This is a genomic window from Sphingobium sp. Ant17 (assembly GCF_000588875.1).
GTDB lineage: Bacteria > Pseudomonadota > Alphaproteobacteria > Sphingomonadales > Sphingomonadaceae > Sphingobium.
The window spans coordinates 1-14,951 of sequence record NZ_JEMV01000085.1 but is presented as its reverse complement, the minus strand read 5'-3'; the positions used below and the strand labels follow the sequence as shown (position 1 = coordinate 14,951).

Annotated in this window: 20 protein-coding genes and 1 pseudogene; 4 read left to right on the top strand and 17 right to left on the bottom strand. The window is 58.9% G+C overall.

The window, feature by feature from the left end; genetic code table 11:
- From tnpB to BF95_RS22315, 15 genes are all read right to left on the bottom strand, one after another.
- Positions 1-114 (bottom strand): IS66 family insertion sequence element accessory protein TnpB (gene tnpB, locus BF95_RS31230; RefSeq protein WP_043154595.1); only part of this gene is annotated, 114 nt, incomplete at its 3' end.
- Positions 111-488 carry an IS66-like element accessory protein TnpA gene (tnpA, locus tag BF95_RS22380; protein ID WP_051520190.1) on the bottom strand — a complete coding sequence of 126 codons (378 nt, stop codon included), beginning with the start codon at positions 486-488 and terminating at the stop codon, positions 111-113. The genes tnpA and tnpB, both read right to left, overlap by 4 nt.
- A gap of 18 nt (positions 489-506) precedes the next feature.
- Entirely contained in the window at positions 507-854 is a 348-nt protein-coding gene (locus tag BF95_RS31225) for a holo-ACP synthase (protein WP_051520189.1), read from the bottom strand.
- Positions 855-860: 6 nt separating this feature from the next.
- Positions 861-1,187 (bottom strand): hypothetical protein, encoded by a 327-nt coding sequence (locus BF95_RS22370; RefSeq protein WP_152542893.1) that lies wholly within the window; start codon positions 1,185-1,187, stop codon positions 861-863.
- Positions 1,188-1,207: 20 nt separating this feature from the next.
- Entirely contained in the window at positions 1,208-2,212 is a 1,005-nt protein-coding gene (locus BF95_RS22365) for a nucleotide kinase domain-containing protein (RefSeq protein ID WP_152542892.1), read from the bottom strand.
- A gap of 126 nt (positions 2,213-2,338) precedes the next feature.
- Entirely contained in the window at positions 2,339-3,058 is a 720-nt protein-coding gene (locus BF95_RS22360; RefSeq protein ID WP_051520188.1) for a hypothetical protein, read from the bottom strand.
- 112 nt (positions 3,059-3,170) lie between these two features.
- Positions 3,171-3,761, bottom strand: coding sequence for a hypothetical protein (locus BF95_RS22355; protein ID WP_152542891.1), 591 nt, complete (start codon positions 3,759-3,761; stop codon positions 3,171-3,173).
- Between the two features lie 11 nt (positions 3,762-3,772).
- On the bottom strand, positions 3,773-4,582 hold the full coding sequence (locus tag BF95_RS22350) for a hypothetical protein (protein WP_051520187.1): 810 nt from the start codon (positions 4,580-4,582) through the stop codon (positions 3,773-3,775).
- Between the two features lie 9 nt (positions 4,583-4,591).
- Positions 4,592-5,227: a C1 family peptidase gene (locus BF95_RS22345; protein WP_051520186.1), complete on the bottom strand. Its 636-nt coding sequence runs from the start codon at positions 5,225-5,227 to the stop codon at positions 4,592-4,594.
- Positions 5,224-6,243 (bottom strand): ImmA/IrrE family metallo-endopeptidase, encoded by a 1,020-nt coding sequence (locus tag BF95_RS22340; protein ID WP_043154604.1) that lies wholly within the window; start codon positions 6,241-6,243, stop codon positions 5,224-5,226. Before BF95_RS22340 ends, BF95_RS22345 begins: the two co-directional genes overlap by 4 nt.
- The gene (locus tag BF95_RS22335) at positions 6,236-6,592 is read right to left on the bottom strand and encodes a helix-turn-helix domain-containing protein (RefSeq protein WP_043154588.1); all 357 of its coding nucleotides are present in this window, start codon (positions 6,590-6,592) and stop codon (positions 6,236-6,238) included. The genes BF95_RS22340 and BF95_RS22335 overlap by 8 nt, the downstream gene beginning before the upstream one ends.
- A gap of 10 nt (positions 6,593-6,602) precedes the next feature.
- Positions 6,603-6,974, bottom strand: a complete 372-nt coding sequence (locus BF95_RS22330) for a hypothetical protein (protein ID WP_152542890.1) — start codon at positions 6,972-6,974, stop codon at positions 6,603-6,605.
- Positions 6,975-7,573: 599 nt separating this feature from the next.
- Positions 7,574-7,705: a helix-turn-helix domain-containing protein gene (locus BF95_RS29825; protein WP_235209943.1), complete on the bottom strand. Its 132-nt coding sequence runs from the start codon at positions 7,703-7,705 to the stop codon at positions 7,574-7,576.
- A 143-nt stretch (positions 7,706-7,848) separates the two neighbouring features.
- Positions 7,849-9,801, bottom strand: a complete 1,953-nt coding sequence (locus tag BF95_RS22320; protein ID WP_043154583.1) for a type IV secretion system DNA-binding domain-containing protein — start codon at positions 9,799-9,801, stop codon at positions 7,849-7,851.
- Positions 9,798-10,145 (bottom strand): hypothetical protein, encoded by a 348-nt coding sequence (locus BF95_RS22315; RefSeq protein ID WP_051520184.1) that lies wholly within the window; start codon positions 10,143-10,145, stop codon positions 9,798-9,800. The genes BF95_RS22320 and BF95_RS22315 overlap by 4 nt, the downstream gene beginning before the upstream one ends.
- Before the next feature lie 787 nt (positions 10,146-10,932).
- Between BF95_RS22315 and BF95_RS22310 the strand changes: the two genes are divergently transcribed.
- Entirely contained in the window at positions 10,933-11,202 is a 270-nt protein-coding gene (locus tag BF95_RS22310; protein WP_235209940.1) for a hypothetical protein, read from the top strand.
- Positions 11,203-11,241: 39 nt separating this feature from the next.
- On the opposite strand, the pseudogene BF95_RS22305 reads toward BF95_RS22310, so the two are convergent.
- Positions 11,242-12,437: pseudogene (locus BF95_RS22305) on the bottom strand (IS256 family transposase).
- Positions 12,438-12,617: 180 nt separating this feature from the next.
- Here BF95_RS22305 and BF95_RS29820 point away from each other — a divergent pair.
- The 3 genes from BF95_RS29820 (at position 12,618) to BF95_RS22290 (ending at position 14,476) form a co-directional block, all read left to right on the top strand.
- Positions 12,618-13,172 carry an IS110 family transposase gene (locus BF95_RS29820; protein ID WP_235209942.1) on the top strand — a complete coding sequence of 185 codons (555 nt, stop codon included), beginning with the start codon at positions 12,618-12,620 and terminating at the stop codon, positions 13,170-13,172.
- An 85-nt stretch (positions 13,173-13,257) separates the two neighbouring features.
- Positions 13,258-13,656 (top strand): transposase, encoded by a 399-nt coding sequence (locus tag BF95_RS29815; protein ID WP_327195509.1) that lies wholly within the window; start codon positions 13,258-13,260, stop codon positions 13,654-13,656.
- A gap of 484 nt (positions 13,657-14,140) precedes the next feature.
- Positions 14,141-14,476, top strand: coding sequence for a TfoX/Sxy family protein (locus BF95_RS22290; protein ID WP_043154580.1), 336 nt, complete (start codon positions 14,141-14,143; stop codon positions 14,474-14,476).
- Positions 14,477-14,663: 187 nt separating this feature from the next.
- Here the strand turns inward: BF95_RS22290 and BF95_RS22285 are convergent.
- Positions 14,664-14,951, bottom strand: a 288-nt coding sequence (locus BF95_RS22285) for a DUF1348 family protein (RefSeq protein WP_043154578.1), incomplete at its 5' end; no start/stop codon positions are given.

Below are 14,951 nucleotides of genomic sequence, written 5' to 3'. Positions count from 1 at the left end.
AGGATCACGCTTCAGACTTTCCTGAACCTGCAGCGCCAGACCGCGCATGCCACGTCGCATGTCTGTGTGACCCAGCGCGATCCAGATCTTCGCATCGCTCGGCACGGGGATCATCCTTCAAGCCCCGCCAGCACCCGAAAGCAGCGCGGCGACATCGCGTCGCGGTCGACGATGATCCGGCGGCCATTGCCGCAAACAATCTCCATCTGGCCGCGTGACGACGGAACTGGGCAATCAGGGGTCACAACCACCGGCGCAAAGCCGGATATCCCTCTGGAAATCTGCGGAAATAGCCGTCTGCGCCAATCATAGATCTGGGATGGATCAACATCATGGCGCCGCGCTACCGTCAAAACTGAAACGCCGCGCTGAAACGCCTCCTCTACGATCCGTTGCTTTGCGTCATCGGTCCAACGCCTACGCCGGCCCGTCTCCAATACATCCAGGCGACGAACGCCCGGAAACACATCGCTGATTATCTCATCCATGCCCGCGCAATGCGCCGGCTACATCCGACCGACAATGCGGCCGCTACCGGAGGCGTACGTTGGCAGAAGCGCCTGGGCATGATCACGGGCGCCGCCGTGAAGTCGTACCGGTCTGGCGGTTTCCGCTGGCCCGGTTTCGAAATCCAGCCAATGCACCCCATCTCCAAACCCGGTGCTCAAAGCTTTCGCGCTGGCCTCCTTCGCTGCAAACCCTCGAGCAGCCGACACCGCCAAGTCCGTCGATCTCACCAACTCGGTCTGCTCGGCCTCGGTGAAGACCTCATCCAGCCAGGGTTTCCCGAGCCGGCTCACCGATCGCCGAATTGGCGCGATCCTGCAAAGGTCTAGGCCGACACCAAGGAGCAACCGGCGCTACCAAAGTGCTCGGATGGCGATCGTCAGAACGGCAAAGACCACAATCCAGCACACGATCGTCGCGGCTGCGCCCCTCACGCGCAATCCCAGAAAATCGATATGTGCCTGAGGGTCGAGCGCGCGTGCGCAGCAAACCAATGTCAATGCCGTCGTGATAGAAAACGGCATTCCGAACAGTGCTGGCGCATGATCGATCAGCGCTTGCGGGCTTTGCGATCCGCCTAACACACAGAGGGACTTCCAGCCCAATGCGATAGACGCGAGGAGGCTTGCGACCGCCACACAAGTGTAAACGACCTTCGGCGTACGCAGCGACTTCGCCATCCTCTCTTGGAGCCCTCCACTCATTCCATAAGCCCCATGAGATCCCCGATCGGCCGCTGCTTAACCTCATCTGAGAGAGTAGGCACCTCAAGATTCCATTTCGGGGGGAAGGTTGGCTGCGGCATCGGCCCCAAACCCTTGCGATAGACCTGCTTGATGCGAGTACGGCCCGAAAGGCCTTTGACATCGGGGTGCACGACACGCGCATACTTGGATATTTCGCAGAAGAGATTCTGACAGTCGATGGGCTGCAGTTTCCTCCCGAACAGATTCTGGAACTTAATATCAGCCTTAGCGAACGCGCGATCCTGCTGCTCGCAGACCCAGAAGATCACATCCTCTGCCGAATGCTTTTTGGTGTCGACAAAGCACTTAGCAATTCCATCGAGGGCCCCAGGCCCGGCGATGACGAAATCACTTTCATCATGGTCGAGCATCTCAGAATAGTTGAGATCGATGGCATATTGGAATGCCAGGAAGGGACCAAGCCCCGGATAGCCAAGCAAAAGTTCATAGATTGTCCGAAGGTTCGGCGCCTGGCGTACACGCTCCGGCAGCCTGTCCTCGATCATCTTCTCCAGCAGGGCGAGATGGTTGGCGTGTTTGCGCGCGTGCCCGAGCTTTGGCGCAGGCATGATATAGGCCGGCGAGTAGAGCTTGAGCCCAGCGGCCATTGCGCGATCGAGCGTGCGCTCGATCTCGTTCAGATCGCTCCCTTCCCATGTCAAGGGGCCGAGGACGCCTTCTAGCAGTTCCCAAGTCTCTATCCGGTTGAAAAGCTTAAAAAGAAGGGTGCGGAAGAAGATTTCCCGCGGCGTGCGCGGGCGATCCTCACGGTATTGGACTTCCCGGATCAGGTACTGGCTGACCCGGTCGCTCGCACGGTATGCATTCGTGAACCTATGTGCCGCGAGAACCGGATCGGTGGTCCAAGGGCCGATCGGATCGGCAAGGCGCCGAAAATAGAGTGCCTGACGCTCAGCAGCGAATCGCCAGTAGGTGTCAAAAACGAGCGTTGTGTCCATGTCATCCCGTGCGCAACCGCAGATTTGCCGGGCGATGCATGGCACGCCGTCCGGCCCACCAACGTCGATTGTGAGTCCTCTGACTGCCTAGAACAGATCTGCGCAGACGGAAACGGAGTTCTGCGATTACTGGCCCGACGGAGCGGCAGATGGAGTTGTTGGTGCCGGGCTCGGTGAGGCCGGGGCTGGAGCGATAGCCGGTGATGAAGATGCAGTCGGCGACGGAGTAATGGTCGGCGATGGCGATGGCGCCACGCTCGACACTGCCGCAGTCGGAGCAGCCGCCGGCCGCGACAGCGAACACTCCTTCAAGCCGAACGTGATCATCGCGCCGATGACGAGTGCACTGGCCCATTTCATGACCGCCTGTTCGCGCTCAACGGCGGTGACACGTTCACCCAGTTTTTTGTCGTTCTCGTCGATCTTGGACTTAAGCCCGGCGAACGATTCGATCCCGGTAGCTATAGGCCCGAGGAGATCGGACGGAATCTCTTTGAAGCCCATCTTCTTTTGAAGGACGCTGGGCCGGTCGAGACTAGCGTACCAGATTAGGAAGCATTCCTCCCCGCGCGAGAGATGGACCGCTCCCGGACCAGCATTGAACACCGAAAAGAGTAGTTTGCCCTCATAATGGGGATCCACATGGAATCCCGACACGTTCACCAGCCCGCGAAATTTGTAGTTCGCGCGGATCGATATGAAAGCGATCGCATGCTGCGGCACGCGGATCAGCTCTTCTGTCAGGATGAAACCGAACTGACCTGCCGGGATCGTGAAACTCTCGCCTACGCCCAGCGGTTTCTTGGGTTTGTTGCGAGGGTCGTTCGGTTCACCCGTCGGCGACACGTAAACGTCACCACGACACGAAGGCGGTATGCAGCGCGGTCGACCCGCTTCACATCATAGTCTTCGATTAGGTCCCCGAGTTCGTCCTTCAGCCGTTCGCCGCCCCAGAACACTAAGCTTCTCCTCCGGCGCCTGCGCGCGTAAAGCTGTCGAAAATTGACCGCGCTTCAACTGCTCGGATGCGTTCGCGATAGGCGGCAGCGAGGTCTATGTCGCGCGCCGCTGCCTCCGCCAGTACTGCGGAAACGAGGCTGAGATTACACTGATGCATGCCGCTGCGAAACTGCAGATCCTCAAGATGATCCCAAGCTTCGCACAGCTTCGCCAGTTGCCCGCTATGTATACAATATTGCCGCATGATCCAGAGCGGATCGTCGTCGCGATGAAGCGTTCCCGCCAGCGCATTTCCAAGCTCAAGCAGCGAACGGTCCGGATTCGAAGCCGTAAGCTCACGACCCAAATGCTGATTGAGCGTGTTGGCGACAGCAAGGCAGATGATGAAAGCGTCTGTCAGCGTTCTGTGAAAACGCGCTTCATCACTGTCATCGACGGCTGCAAGAAAATACGCGGTATATTTGGCGTTATGCAGCGCCATGTGCTTCATGCGCTGAGCTAGGGGAAGGATCACAATGTCTTTGTGATAGGCTTCGTCGTGTTTGAGCTGAGCCCACTGAAGGGTCAGAAAGTGATCGCGTACGCTCATCATCGTCCTCGTTAGGCCGCCAAGGCCGATTCGTTGTAGATTGCGCGGCATCGGCCGATCAAAGCTTTCGCTTCTGCTTTCGTCCAATGGCCACCAGACCCTTCACCAGACCCGGTATCGAGGCGAGCGAAAGTCGAGTTGACCGTCAGTGGACCAACCTTCAAGCCGGCCTCATGGGCAAGGAAGAACTGCAGCCGCCCCAGTCCCACAAGGTTTCCGAGAAGCCGACGCACATAATAATGTGATCTGTAGGTGGCGTTGAACCGAACCTGCCCATCGTGAACCTTGATGCTGAGATGGCTGAGGCATGGCCCTCCGTAGAGACGACCACGATCAGTCGCCGGATCGTAGATCTGGATCTCGTCTTCCATGGGGCTACCCGGTCCAAGTTCAAACGATGCCCGGTACTTTCCGTGCTTCCTGATCTTGGTCAGCAGGTCTTCGAGCGGATTGAAGATTTTCCCCTTCGCATCGCGCTGGCGCAAAATCCGATAGGCATAGGAACCCCAGTTGCCGTCGCTTCGGGCTTTCTGGATTGCTTTCAATTTCTCCGGGAACGGTCCAAACAGGCCAGCCTTTCCTGACCTCTGATACTCGTCAAAGGGGAAAATCGTCTCAGCCACGGTGTGAATTCCAAAAGCACCATGCGACCGCAGGAACTTGTCGACCTCATCATGCACCCGACGGTCCTCTATCGAAAGCACGGTCGGCTGCGCGATATGGAGTATCACGTCGAAATCTTCGGACTTCTTCAGGCCATTCAAGTGCTCCGCAGCGGCGAGCCAAACTGCGGGAGAAGTTTCACCTTTGATCAGTTCCATCGGTTTTTCCTAGATCAAACTGGCGGTCTCGTGGAGCTGGCGGTCAACGTAAGACCGTGATAGCCATGCGTAGCCATCAAGCCCCCAGCCGGGGCCCCAACTATTGCGAATAAGTACGGCTTCCTGCCCAGCCGGATCGAGGCCGTGGCCGACAGCCAGAACCGCATGCCCGCCACGTTCCGTATCGGGCGTTATGTCGGGAACGATCCCAAGCGCGTCAGGCCGATAGAATGCGTCAGTTATCACCAGCCCAAGGATCACCGGCACCTTCTTATCGAGCGCCGCTGCCAGATCGGCAAAGGCCGGCTTACCGGGCACCATCGTCGTTTTGAACAGCGGATTGGAAAAGGTCGGTGGCTTCCAGGGGAGCACCTGGGTCGGCGAGTAAGGCCACGCTGGCTCGACCGGTTGACCCTCCAGCGCAAGTGCCTGGGCCGTTGCTGCCATAGTTGTGCCAGCATCAGGGTTCTGGCCTGGTGTCCGTGCCACCGCATGGAAGAACAGGTATTCGACGGACAGATGCTCGCCGGTGTTCGCACCATGTTCATGAGCAGCAGAGCTTGCAAATGCGAGGCACGACTGCCGCCGCCCTTGCTGACGGACGGGCAACAACACGGAACGCAAGTCGATTGACGCGGTGATCAAGATTGCCCCCCGAACCGGCGACGGGCAGCGCGCGACATTCCGCCCGCCTCTGGACCTTCCAGCGCGAGCTCAATCGAAAAGGTGGTATCGTCCGGCAAAGCCCCGGCCCAAGGCTGAGACTCGTGCATCGTTACGTCGCCGATCCCGCTCTCAGGTGGCCTGACGATCACGGTTCGACGCGACGACGCACCATAATGCAATGGTTCACGGGAGAAGTCTGATTGGTCAGAGAGAACAGAATACCCTGCCTGGCGAAGGGCCTCGATCTGCCACTGATGGCCACTGCCTGCTTCCTCGTCGAGCTCAATACGTAGCAGATCATCGGGATTGCCAATCAACCGCGCGCCGTCATCGCGTTGCGTCAGCCGCCAGACATCCGACCAGCTGCTTCCCGGCCGATGCTCCTCGCCAAGGCGATGCTTGAGCTTGGCCACCTGGGCATTCCGCAGACGGGTGACATCGGCATAGTTCAGGATTTGGTGGCTCAAAAGCCCCCAGCAGGCGGCCTCATAGCTTGTGCCCATCCGAAGGGCGAGTTGATAGACAACATCCGGATCATGGAGGTTTGAAGCAACCGTCCAACCTTGAGCGCGAATGTGATGCCGGTACAACCACCTCGGCAGCATCATTTCAGCGGCAAATGCATCCGCCGCCACCTCTTGAAGATCGCGTCGATCGTCTTCGGGCTGCGGCGCTCGCTCTAGGATCACCCGATCAACGCTTCCGGCATGCTCCAAAATGACGTGGCCCAATTCATGGGCAGCTGTGAAACGCTGGATATGCAATCCACGGCGGGTCGTTACCATGATGCCGCGCAAGGGGGCAGGCAGACATAGTCCCAAAGCGGAGTTCAGCGGCTTAAATACCAATGGGATGCCGAGATCTCCGATCACTTCGAAGATATCGATGAGACCGCCGCCCTCGGTCACGCGCTCCTTGAGATCAAGTTCGCGATGAACTCGCTTTGCCGCCGCGACAGCATCGAGACGGACCGCCGCTGCCGCCGACCTAGCCACGTTCTTCTCCTCGAGGTCCACGCATCTGGAGGAATTCCGCGAAACGAAGCAGTTCCGCGCGATCGTCTGACGATAACTCGGTCGCTGCGCGCGCCAATGCCTGAACACTCTCTGGAAGCGGTGGTAACTCGGCGGAGCCGGTTAGGGCTTCGATAGATTGGCCGTAAACCTGAGAAAACCGCCCCAACTCGACCGCATCGACTTTTCGGCGGCCATTCTCAACCAACGAGAGTGCCGACCGAGAAATACCAATCGCGTCAGCCGCTTCCTCCTGCTTCAGCTCCAGATATTCGCGGGCTTGGCGCAACCGCTCTCCGATCGCACGCCACTTGTCGGATTCATCACTCATTGCAGACCCTTCACGCCGGCTCTAATGCTTTGACCGGCTTTGCTTTTTTTACTTTAATGTCGCCGATAAAAACCCGCTCGAGTTTCGGCATGAGATCGGCAATCATCTCATCGCAGCTAGCATAGCCCCCAGGCTGTATGATTTCAGGCGGCAATTCGATGTTAAGCACCTTCTTGGTAATAACTGTGGCGTCCACAACTCGCTTGGAATCGATGGCCGGACAGGTCCCCATGATGGAACCTCCGCTACCCGAGGGTGCCGCCGCAGCAATCGAACCATCGATTGATTCCGTTTCTTCCTCGAACCATGCTTCCAACTCAGACACGAGTTCCTTCGCCTTCGAGGCGAAGATCGCTTTGAGCTCTTCTTTGGTAGCCGTCATGATTACCTCATGTTCGAATTTCCAACAAAATATGAACTCTCTGCGCGAAATGTCAACATCAGAATATGGTGACTGTTCCATAGGAGATGCGATGTAGGATCGATGTGTCACGCATCCTCTGGGAAGCGCGGCGTGCATTTTTGTGCGGTCACTAGTAGGCCAACGCCGCTGAGCCCCAACTGGATTTCGGCATTGCGGTCGGCAGCGGTTTTGAGACAGTCAGCCGCCAGCTTAACGACCGAAATGGTGCACAAAGCGACCGTTAAACCGTGGAGGACAGTGTTTGAAGGCGTCGCTTCGCTCCAATGCGGAGGCGGACTGCCCAATTCTTAGTATTATCGAGAGATGAGCGAACCTACGGTATCAGGATGGAGCTAAGCGGCGAGCTACGACCGATGTTGGGGCGCGAAGCCGCCATCGTACATCCCGGCTCGAATGTCCGCTATCCCGTTGTCGTTTCTCCAGACCGGACCGAGCAGAATGTCCCAATTGTGGTCAAAATTCGGCACCAAGGCCGGACTGAATATTGACCACAAGAAAAGACCCCTGCCGCATGGTCTCACACAAAAAGTTTGACACCGGTTCGTCAAATTGTCCGGTCAACGCCTGTTTCGATTGATCAGCTGTCGCAGGCTTTCGACCGGGATGAGGGTAGATGTTCCGATCTTCACGATCTCGATGTCGCCCGACTGGATCAATTCATAGAGCTTCGATCGCCCAATGCCCGTCATTCTGATGGCGGCGGGTATCCGGACAGTCAGAGGTTCTGGCGGACTGTCAGAAATGGGTTGAGGTTCGTTCTGGGTGTGATGCGGCAGTCCCCGCCGCGTTCTGATCACATGTACCATGATGCTGTTCCTTGATGCTGGAGATGTCAGGCAGGATTGGCGCGTCGGCTGGGACCGCCTGGTCTGCTGACCGAATTGATGCTGATGCCGATGAGTGGCAGGGGCGCACGCGCCTGATCGTTCCGGTTGCGGGCGGGGGGCCCTTCGGAAACAGGTGGCGTGTCTGCCTTGTCGCTGACCGGTTCGCCTGCCGCGTCACCGTTTGAGGGATCGACGCCGCTGGGTGGCGACATGGTTTCGTCCTCCAGCATCTCGCCAAGCCTGACCGCCGGGGTGCGACGTTCGATAAATGCCGTCGCAATTGTCTCCCCCTTGAGATAGCGATCCCTGAACCGGACGACTGGAAGATCGCGGCCGAACCGAAGATAGCCGGTGAGGTTGGGCAGGTTCATGACCTCGGTCGGCATGACCAGCGGACGGGTCACCTGCACCCGCGACAGGTTGACCCCGTCGCGCATGTCGTTGACGCCATAGGACATGCCCTCATTGGCCTCGACCTGCTCGACCTGGCCCAGATTTTCGGAGATCAACCGCGCTGTGCCGCGATCATTGGCCCGCAACGCCACCCAGGTCGAGCAATAGCCGGTGATGGCGGCCGCCTCCTGCGCACCGTAGGTGGCCTCCAGCTGCGGATAGCTCTGGAACCCCAATATGCCACAGCCGCCATATTTGCGGGCGCGGGCAAGAAAGTCTCCCAGCGATGGCAGTTTGTGCAGCGAGGGCAATTCGTCGATCACGCAATAGAGACGCCGCTTGCGATCGGGCTCCATGCTCATGATCGCGGAAATGGCAATGTCGAGCCAGACGGTGATAAGCGGCCGCAAAGTCGGCAACTGGTCGGTCTTCACGGTGATGAACAGCCAGCTGTCATCCTTCTCGTCTCTCACCCAGTCGCGGATCGACAGCCCTTTTTCGGTGTCGTCGAGATAGGCGAAGCTGCGCAGCATGGAGGCCAGTTCCGCCTGTATGCCCGCTGACGTTCGCTCCCCTTCGACCGACACAAAGGCCGCCCCGTTGGTGCCCGCGACAAAGGCCGAAAGCGCCTTGAGGTCGGAACGCACCAATATGTCGAGCATGACCGAGACCAGCATCCGCTTTTGCGTCACCAACTTTCGCATGACGGCGACCATGGTGCCGCGCGCGGCCCGCGCCCAGAAGGGATCCTTGCCCTGATCGGGGATCGTGGACTCAGCCATCTGGTCATAATGATAGTCGCGCGGCACATCTGCCCAGGGCGTCCAGGCATGCGATCGCTCATCGAGCGGATTGAGGATGATGTCCTTGCCAGGACGGTAGAAACGCTCGACGAAGGTTCCGGCGGTATCATAGACGATCGCGCGCTTGCCCTCTGCCCGGATGCCGCTCAGCATGCGGTTGAGGACATTGGTCTTGCCCGTACCCGGCGCGCCGCTCACCAATATATGTTCGGCTTCGAACGCGGCGGGTATCTTCACCTTGCCGATGCGCAATGGTCCCTTGCGCTGCCAGAAGAGCAGGCGGCGCAGCTCGGTCCGGCTCGCCAGCCGTGCCCCACGCAGATATTCGTTGGAGCCAAGTCCCCGACCCGTTCGGGTGAAGATGAACCAGGCAACCAGCAGCATGATAAGGGTGAACCCGCCCGCCAGAACTGCCCCCCAGACGGCATGATGCTCGAGCGCGGCAAGTGCCGTGCGCGCCACCCTCGATCCCATGAGCGCGTCGCCGCTGGTCCAGTAGATTTTGCCCTCCGGTGTCCTGAACAGGAGCGGCGCATCGCCCGGCATATTGCCGCGCACCGATGCCTCGGCGATCTTGAGCAGCACGAACCGTTCATAGCTGCCCAGATGCTCAAGGACATACCAGACCGTGCCCATCACCCAGATGGCCAGACCCGCCGTCATGGTCTGGAAGAAGACCTGGGTGGTCATGCGCACATTGTGAACGATCGCCTGGCCGCCCCGTGTCCAGGACCCCAGCATATCATTGCGGAAGATGCTCATCGACCATCTCCCATGACACGGCCGTCGGTTTTGCCGACCGCGCTCAACGGATCCTTGGCGGGGTCGAGCAGGCCGCGCTCACGCAACAGATGCCGGGCATCGGCCATGCCGCGCTCGACCACATGCGGAGAGGTTTCCGCTGCAAGGGCAGCGAGGATAGCGAAGGTCTGGATCGAGACGCTGAGCAGCTCGTCCTGCCCGGTATAGGCATATCGCCCGCCCGGAAAGGCGACATCCTCAATGACTGGACGCAGAAATTCGGAGATGGAAAGTTGCGCACCGGCAGCTCGACGCTTGACGCTATGATGCAACGCCTCATCGAGGCGGATAGTTATAATAGGCATGACACATCTTCCAAACAAAGAGGATGGCCTGCCCGCCACGGACAATCATAACATCAGGTGGATGGGAGGGAACGGGTGAATCGAGAAAATTGTCTCGCGTGACAAATCGTAATCAGCCAGTGATCTTTTCGACACAGTTGGCTAGCGCGCCAAAATGCTGTTCCAAAGCCAGAAAAAATACATGTATTCGGAACATGGACTACATGTATTCAGGGTAAATCGCGTATTACTGCAGTTGCTTACCTGAAATTGGCGTGCCCATCGCAATACATGTATGCAGCAAAGAATTTTTGCCGGATCGCCTATTTCTTGAACAAATTATTGATATTGAACAATAAATAAGCGCAGCACCCGTGCGTACGGTGCATTACATTATGCCCACAGGGCATGCGTCCCGACTTCGCATGAGCTTGCGAATGCGCCCGCACCAAAATCGCCTCGGGCGGCCCCAAAGGCCGGTCGAATCAGGCAGTTCTGCCCAACGCCGCGAATCGGTGTCTACGCCGCTGCCGTGCCTTGAACCGCCTGCTGTTCTTGCCTGAAGCATCGATCCCCGCATGTCCTGGGGATCGGTCCTCGCCATCGACTATTGCCGCCCGGCAAAAGTCGGCGATTGCTGACGGACATGAAAATGGCGCCGATCCAGGGGGAAGGATCGGCGCCGGGGGGTATGATGAGAAACGGACCAGTCCCGATTTCGATCCATGGCCATCGCGATTTCTTCCGCTTGCCATGACATAGCGCGATCATGCCGATACAGCGCCTGCTCCAATCAGGAGAGAGCATCATGCTGGCTGCGCGTACCTACAGCATTTCGATCGATCGCAACTGGCAGGCCCTGTATGAGGCGATCTGGCGGCCCGAGATTTTCCCCAAATGGGCATCGGGCCTCACCGAATCCGATCTTCGCCGGGGTGGAACCGGGTGGATCGCCGACGGCCCGGAAGGTCCGGTCACGATCCGCTTCACGCCCCATAATGACTATGGGGTGATGGACCATGTGGTCGAGACAGAGGATGGGCGGGAAGTTCAGGTCGTGTCCCAGGAGGTGGTGTAGGAACCGTCAATCCACGGCAGGATCGGGATCGGGTTCGGGTCAGGCAGCCAGAGCTGGCAGGCTGACAATGGGGTTATGGCTCACCGCGCCGATTGTTTCCAGCGTCATGTAGCGGCGTGACACCGCCCATTCATCATTCTGCTCCAGCATCAGCGCGCCGACGAGGCGTATGACCGAGGCATCATTGGGAAAGATGCCGATGACATCGGCCCTTCGCTTAATCTCCTTGTTCACCCTTTCCAGCGGGTTGGTGGACGCGATCTGCGCCCAGTGATCCTTCGGGAACGCCATGTAGGCAAGCACATCCTCGCGCGATGCGTCCATCATGTCGGCCAGCTTCGGGAACTTCTCGCGCAGGGCATCGGCGACCTGCTCCCACTGCTGGTGCGCCGCTTCGGTCGTCTCCTGCGCGAAGATCGTCTTGATCATGGCAATCACGGCGGGCCGCTGTTTGGGCGCGGCATGGGCCAGCGCGTTGCGCATCCAGTGCACCCGGCAGCGTTGCTGGCTCGCGGCAAACACCTTGCTGGCGGCAGCGCGCAGTCCCTTGTGATCATCGGCGATGACCAGCTTCACCCCGCGCAGTCCGCGATCCGCCAGCGAACGCAGGAAGGCTTTCCAGAAGGGCTCCGCCTCCGAAGGGCCGGTGGCGACGCCCAGAACTTCACGGCGGCCATCGGTGTTGACGCCAACGGCGATTATCGTCGCCGTCGAGACGATCCGTCCGCCCTCACGCACCTTGAGGTAGGTGGCGTCGATCCACAAATAGGGCCACTCGCCCTCGATCGGGCGGGTGAGGAAGGCGTTCACCCGCTCGTCAATCTCGGCAACCAGGCGGCTGACCTGGCTCTTCGATACGCCGCTGGCGCCCATCGCCTTAACCAGATCGTCGACCGAACGGGTCGAGACGCCGTGCACATAGGCCTCCTGGATCACCGCTGCCAAGGCCTTCTCGGCGGTGCGGCGCGGCTCCAGGAAGCTCGGAAAGTAGCTGCCTTTGCGCAGCTTCGGGATCGCCAGATCGATCCGACCGGCACGGGTGTCCCATCCCCGTTCGCGGTAGCCGTTGCGGTGGTTCAGTCGCGACTGGCTGCGACTGCGGCGGGCGCACCGGTTCTGGCCTCAATCTCCAGATCCATCATGCGCTCAGCGGCAAAAGCCAGCATCTCGCGCACCAAATCGCTGTCAGCCCCTTGCTCGATCAGCTCAACAAGGGCCATTCTGTCATCGGTCATCGTCTTCTTCTCCAGGTTCGAGTTCGCATCCGAACCCTACCAGAAGATCGACGGTGGCCACCCTCTCAGGGAAACCTTCCTACACCACTTAACGTAATCGCCACACTCGACCTCCGCTTTGTTGCGGTAGGATGTCATTGCCGCTTCGGCGCTCGGCCGGAGTCGAACGTGGAGGACGTTATGGGAGTTTTTGCAGCACTGGATGTGTCACAGGAGGAGACGGCGATTTGCCTGGTTGGGGCGGAAGGTGAGATTCTCGCGGAGGCGAAGGTGCCGACCTGCCCTGACGCGATAGCCGACTGGCTAGCGAAGCGCGCCGCGGATGTCGAACGGGTGGGAATGGAGACAGGTCCCCTTGCCGTCTGGCTCTGGAACGCGCTGACGAAGCGGCGTGTCCCGATCATTTGCCTGGATGCGCGTCACGCTAATGCGGTCCTCAAAATGATGCCAAATAAAACCGACAGACATGATGCTCGCGGCTTGGCTCAGATTGTCCGCACAGGTTGGTTCAAGGCTGCCCGGATAAAGAGTCATGAGGCCTATGTTAACCGGGCGATGCTGACAGCGCGCGATACGCTGGTTGGCATGCGTGTGAAGCTTGAAAATGAGATCAGAGGGTTGCTGAAAACGTTTTGGCGTGATGTTCGGAAAACGGGTTGGGGGCTTCAAACGCCGTGCGACGGAGATCATCACAGGCGAGCTGGCAGTCGCACCGGAGCTCATACCTATCTTTGAAGCGTTTGATGCACGCCCCGGAGTGAAAATTTCTAGCCCCGTATTGCCGCTCTCGATGGCAAAATCCGGGCGGTAGCCAAACAGCATGGTACGGTACGTCTTTTTGATGACAGCGCCGGGAGTCGGACCGATCACCGCGATGGCGGTAACTGCAGCATTCGACGACGCCGAACGCTTCAACCGATCTTCCAGCGCGGGCGCTTATCTCGGTCTGACGCCAAGGCGCTACGAATCTGGCGAAATCAGCCGGAACGGGCGCATCTCGAAAAGCGGTGACAGGTTCGCTCGAAAATGCCTGTACGAAGCAGCAAATGCGATCTTGTCTCGAAAGCTTGGCGTCCCTCGCCTGCGTGAGTGGGCACAGGCGATCGCAGGCCGAACCGGGCCTCGCAAAGCGAAAGTCGCCCTGGCCAGGAAGCTGGCGGTAACATTGCACGCAATGTGGCGTACCAACACGACCTTCCGGGAGGCGGCCATGGCCTGATCCAAATCCGAAGCAATACGCTGAACTCAAGCGCGACAGAACGCGTCCCGCTGGGACGCTTAGCGAGGGTGAGATCGTTCCCGCGAGTGCGGCACGGACCGCGCACACCACTTAGATTCACCCTACTTTGAACGCTAACATGCGGCGTCCAGCGCGACGACCGCGGAGAGAACCCTGGAGCCCAGCGCGCGTGACGAACCGCAAAGAGGTCAGCTGTTGACAGTGGCGATTAGAGAACGCGCCGGGACACGACCTTCATCTGCGGCACATAGGACGCGGAGCTCACTCGCGAGTTCTTCGTTACAAATGTCCGCTAGCTCAATCTACGTCCCCGAAAGATGCCGTTCTGGATCGTCCGACATAATGGTCGGCAGGAGCGGTGAAAATTGGATGTCCGCTAACGAGGAGCCGAAAACCTTATCTGAGCGTCTTGGAAGGGTCGATTGACCCTCGACCTTTTCATCAGGACCGGCGATATCGCCTTATGGCGTCCGATCGTAAAACCGTTGAATTCCTTGTTGAGCAGATGGCAGGCGGCGGCACCGTTTCGGCCAAGGCGATGTTTGGCGAATTCGGCATTTATTGCGATGGAAAAATGGTCGCATTGGTCTGCGACGACCACCTATTCGTAAAGCCTACGGTTGGAGGGCGGGCATTCGCTGCCGATGCGGAAGATGCCCCTCCATATCCCGGTGCAAAGCCCTGCCTCCTGATCGACGCGGAAAAGTGGGATGACCGTGAGTGGCTTGCTGAGATTGTTCGTATCACATCCCAGGAATTGCCTACTCCCAAGGTCAGGACCAAGCGCAAATCCGGTTGATGCAACGTTGGCAGAAGCCCTTGTTAAACGAATATCCGCTTTTTGAATGTGCAGGTGCATCGTTGAATGTCCGGCAAGAGTCGATGACTTCCGATCCGCTACAAGCGCATTGGGAAGCGAACGCACCGGCGCTCTTGTAGCGGAACCGAAGGCTGTGGCGGGCTGGCGGTGTACACGGCCGTGAAATCTACAGCCCCAGTTCTTCCAGTCCGGGATGATTCTTCGGCCTTTGCCCGAGCGGCCAGTGGAACAAGCGCTCCCCCTCGGAGATCGGAAGGTCGTTGATGCTCGCTATCCGCCGCGCCATCAGACCATCGGTCGCGAACTCCCAATTCTCATTGCCATAAGAGCGATACCAGGCACCTGCATCATTACGCCATTCATAGGCGAAGCGCACCGCGATCCGATTGCCGTCATAGGCCCACAGACCCTTGATCAGCCGATAGTCCTGCTCGCGGCTCCACTTCGCAGTCAG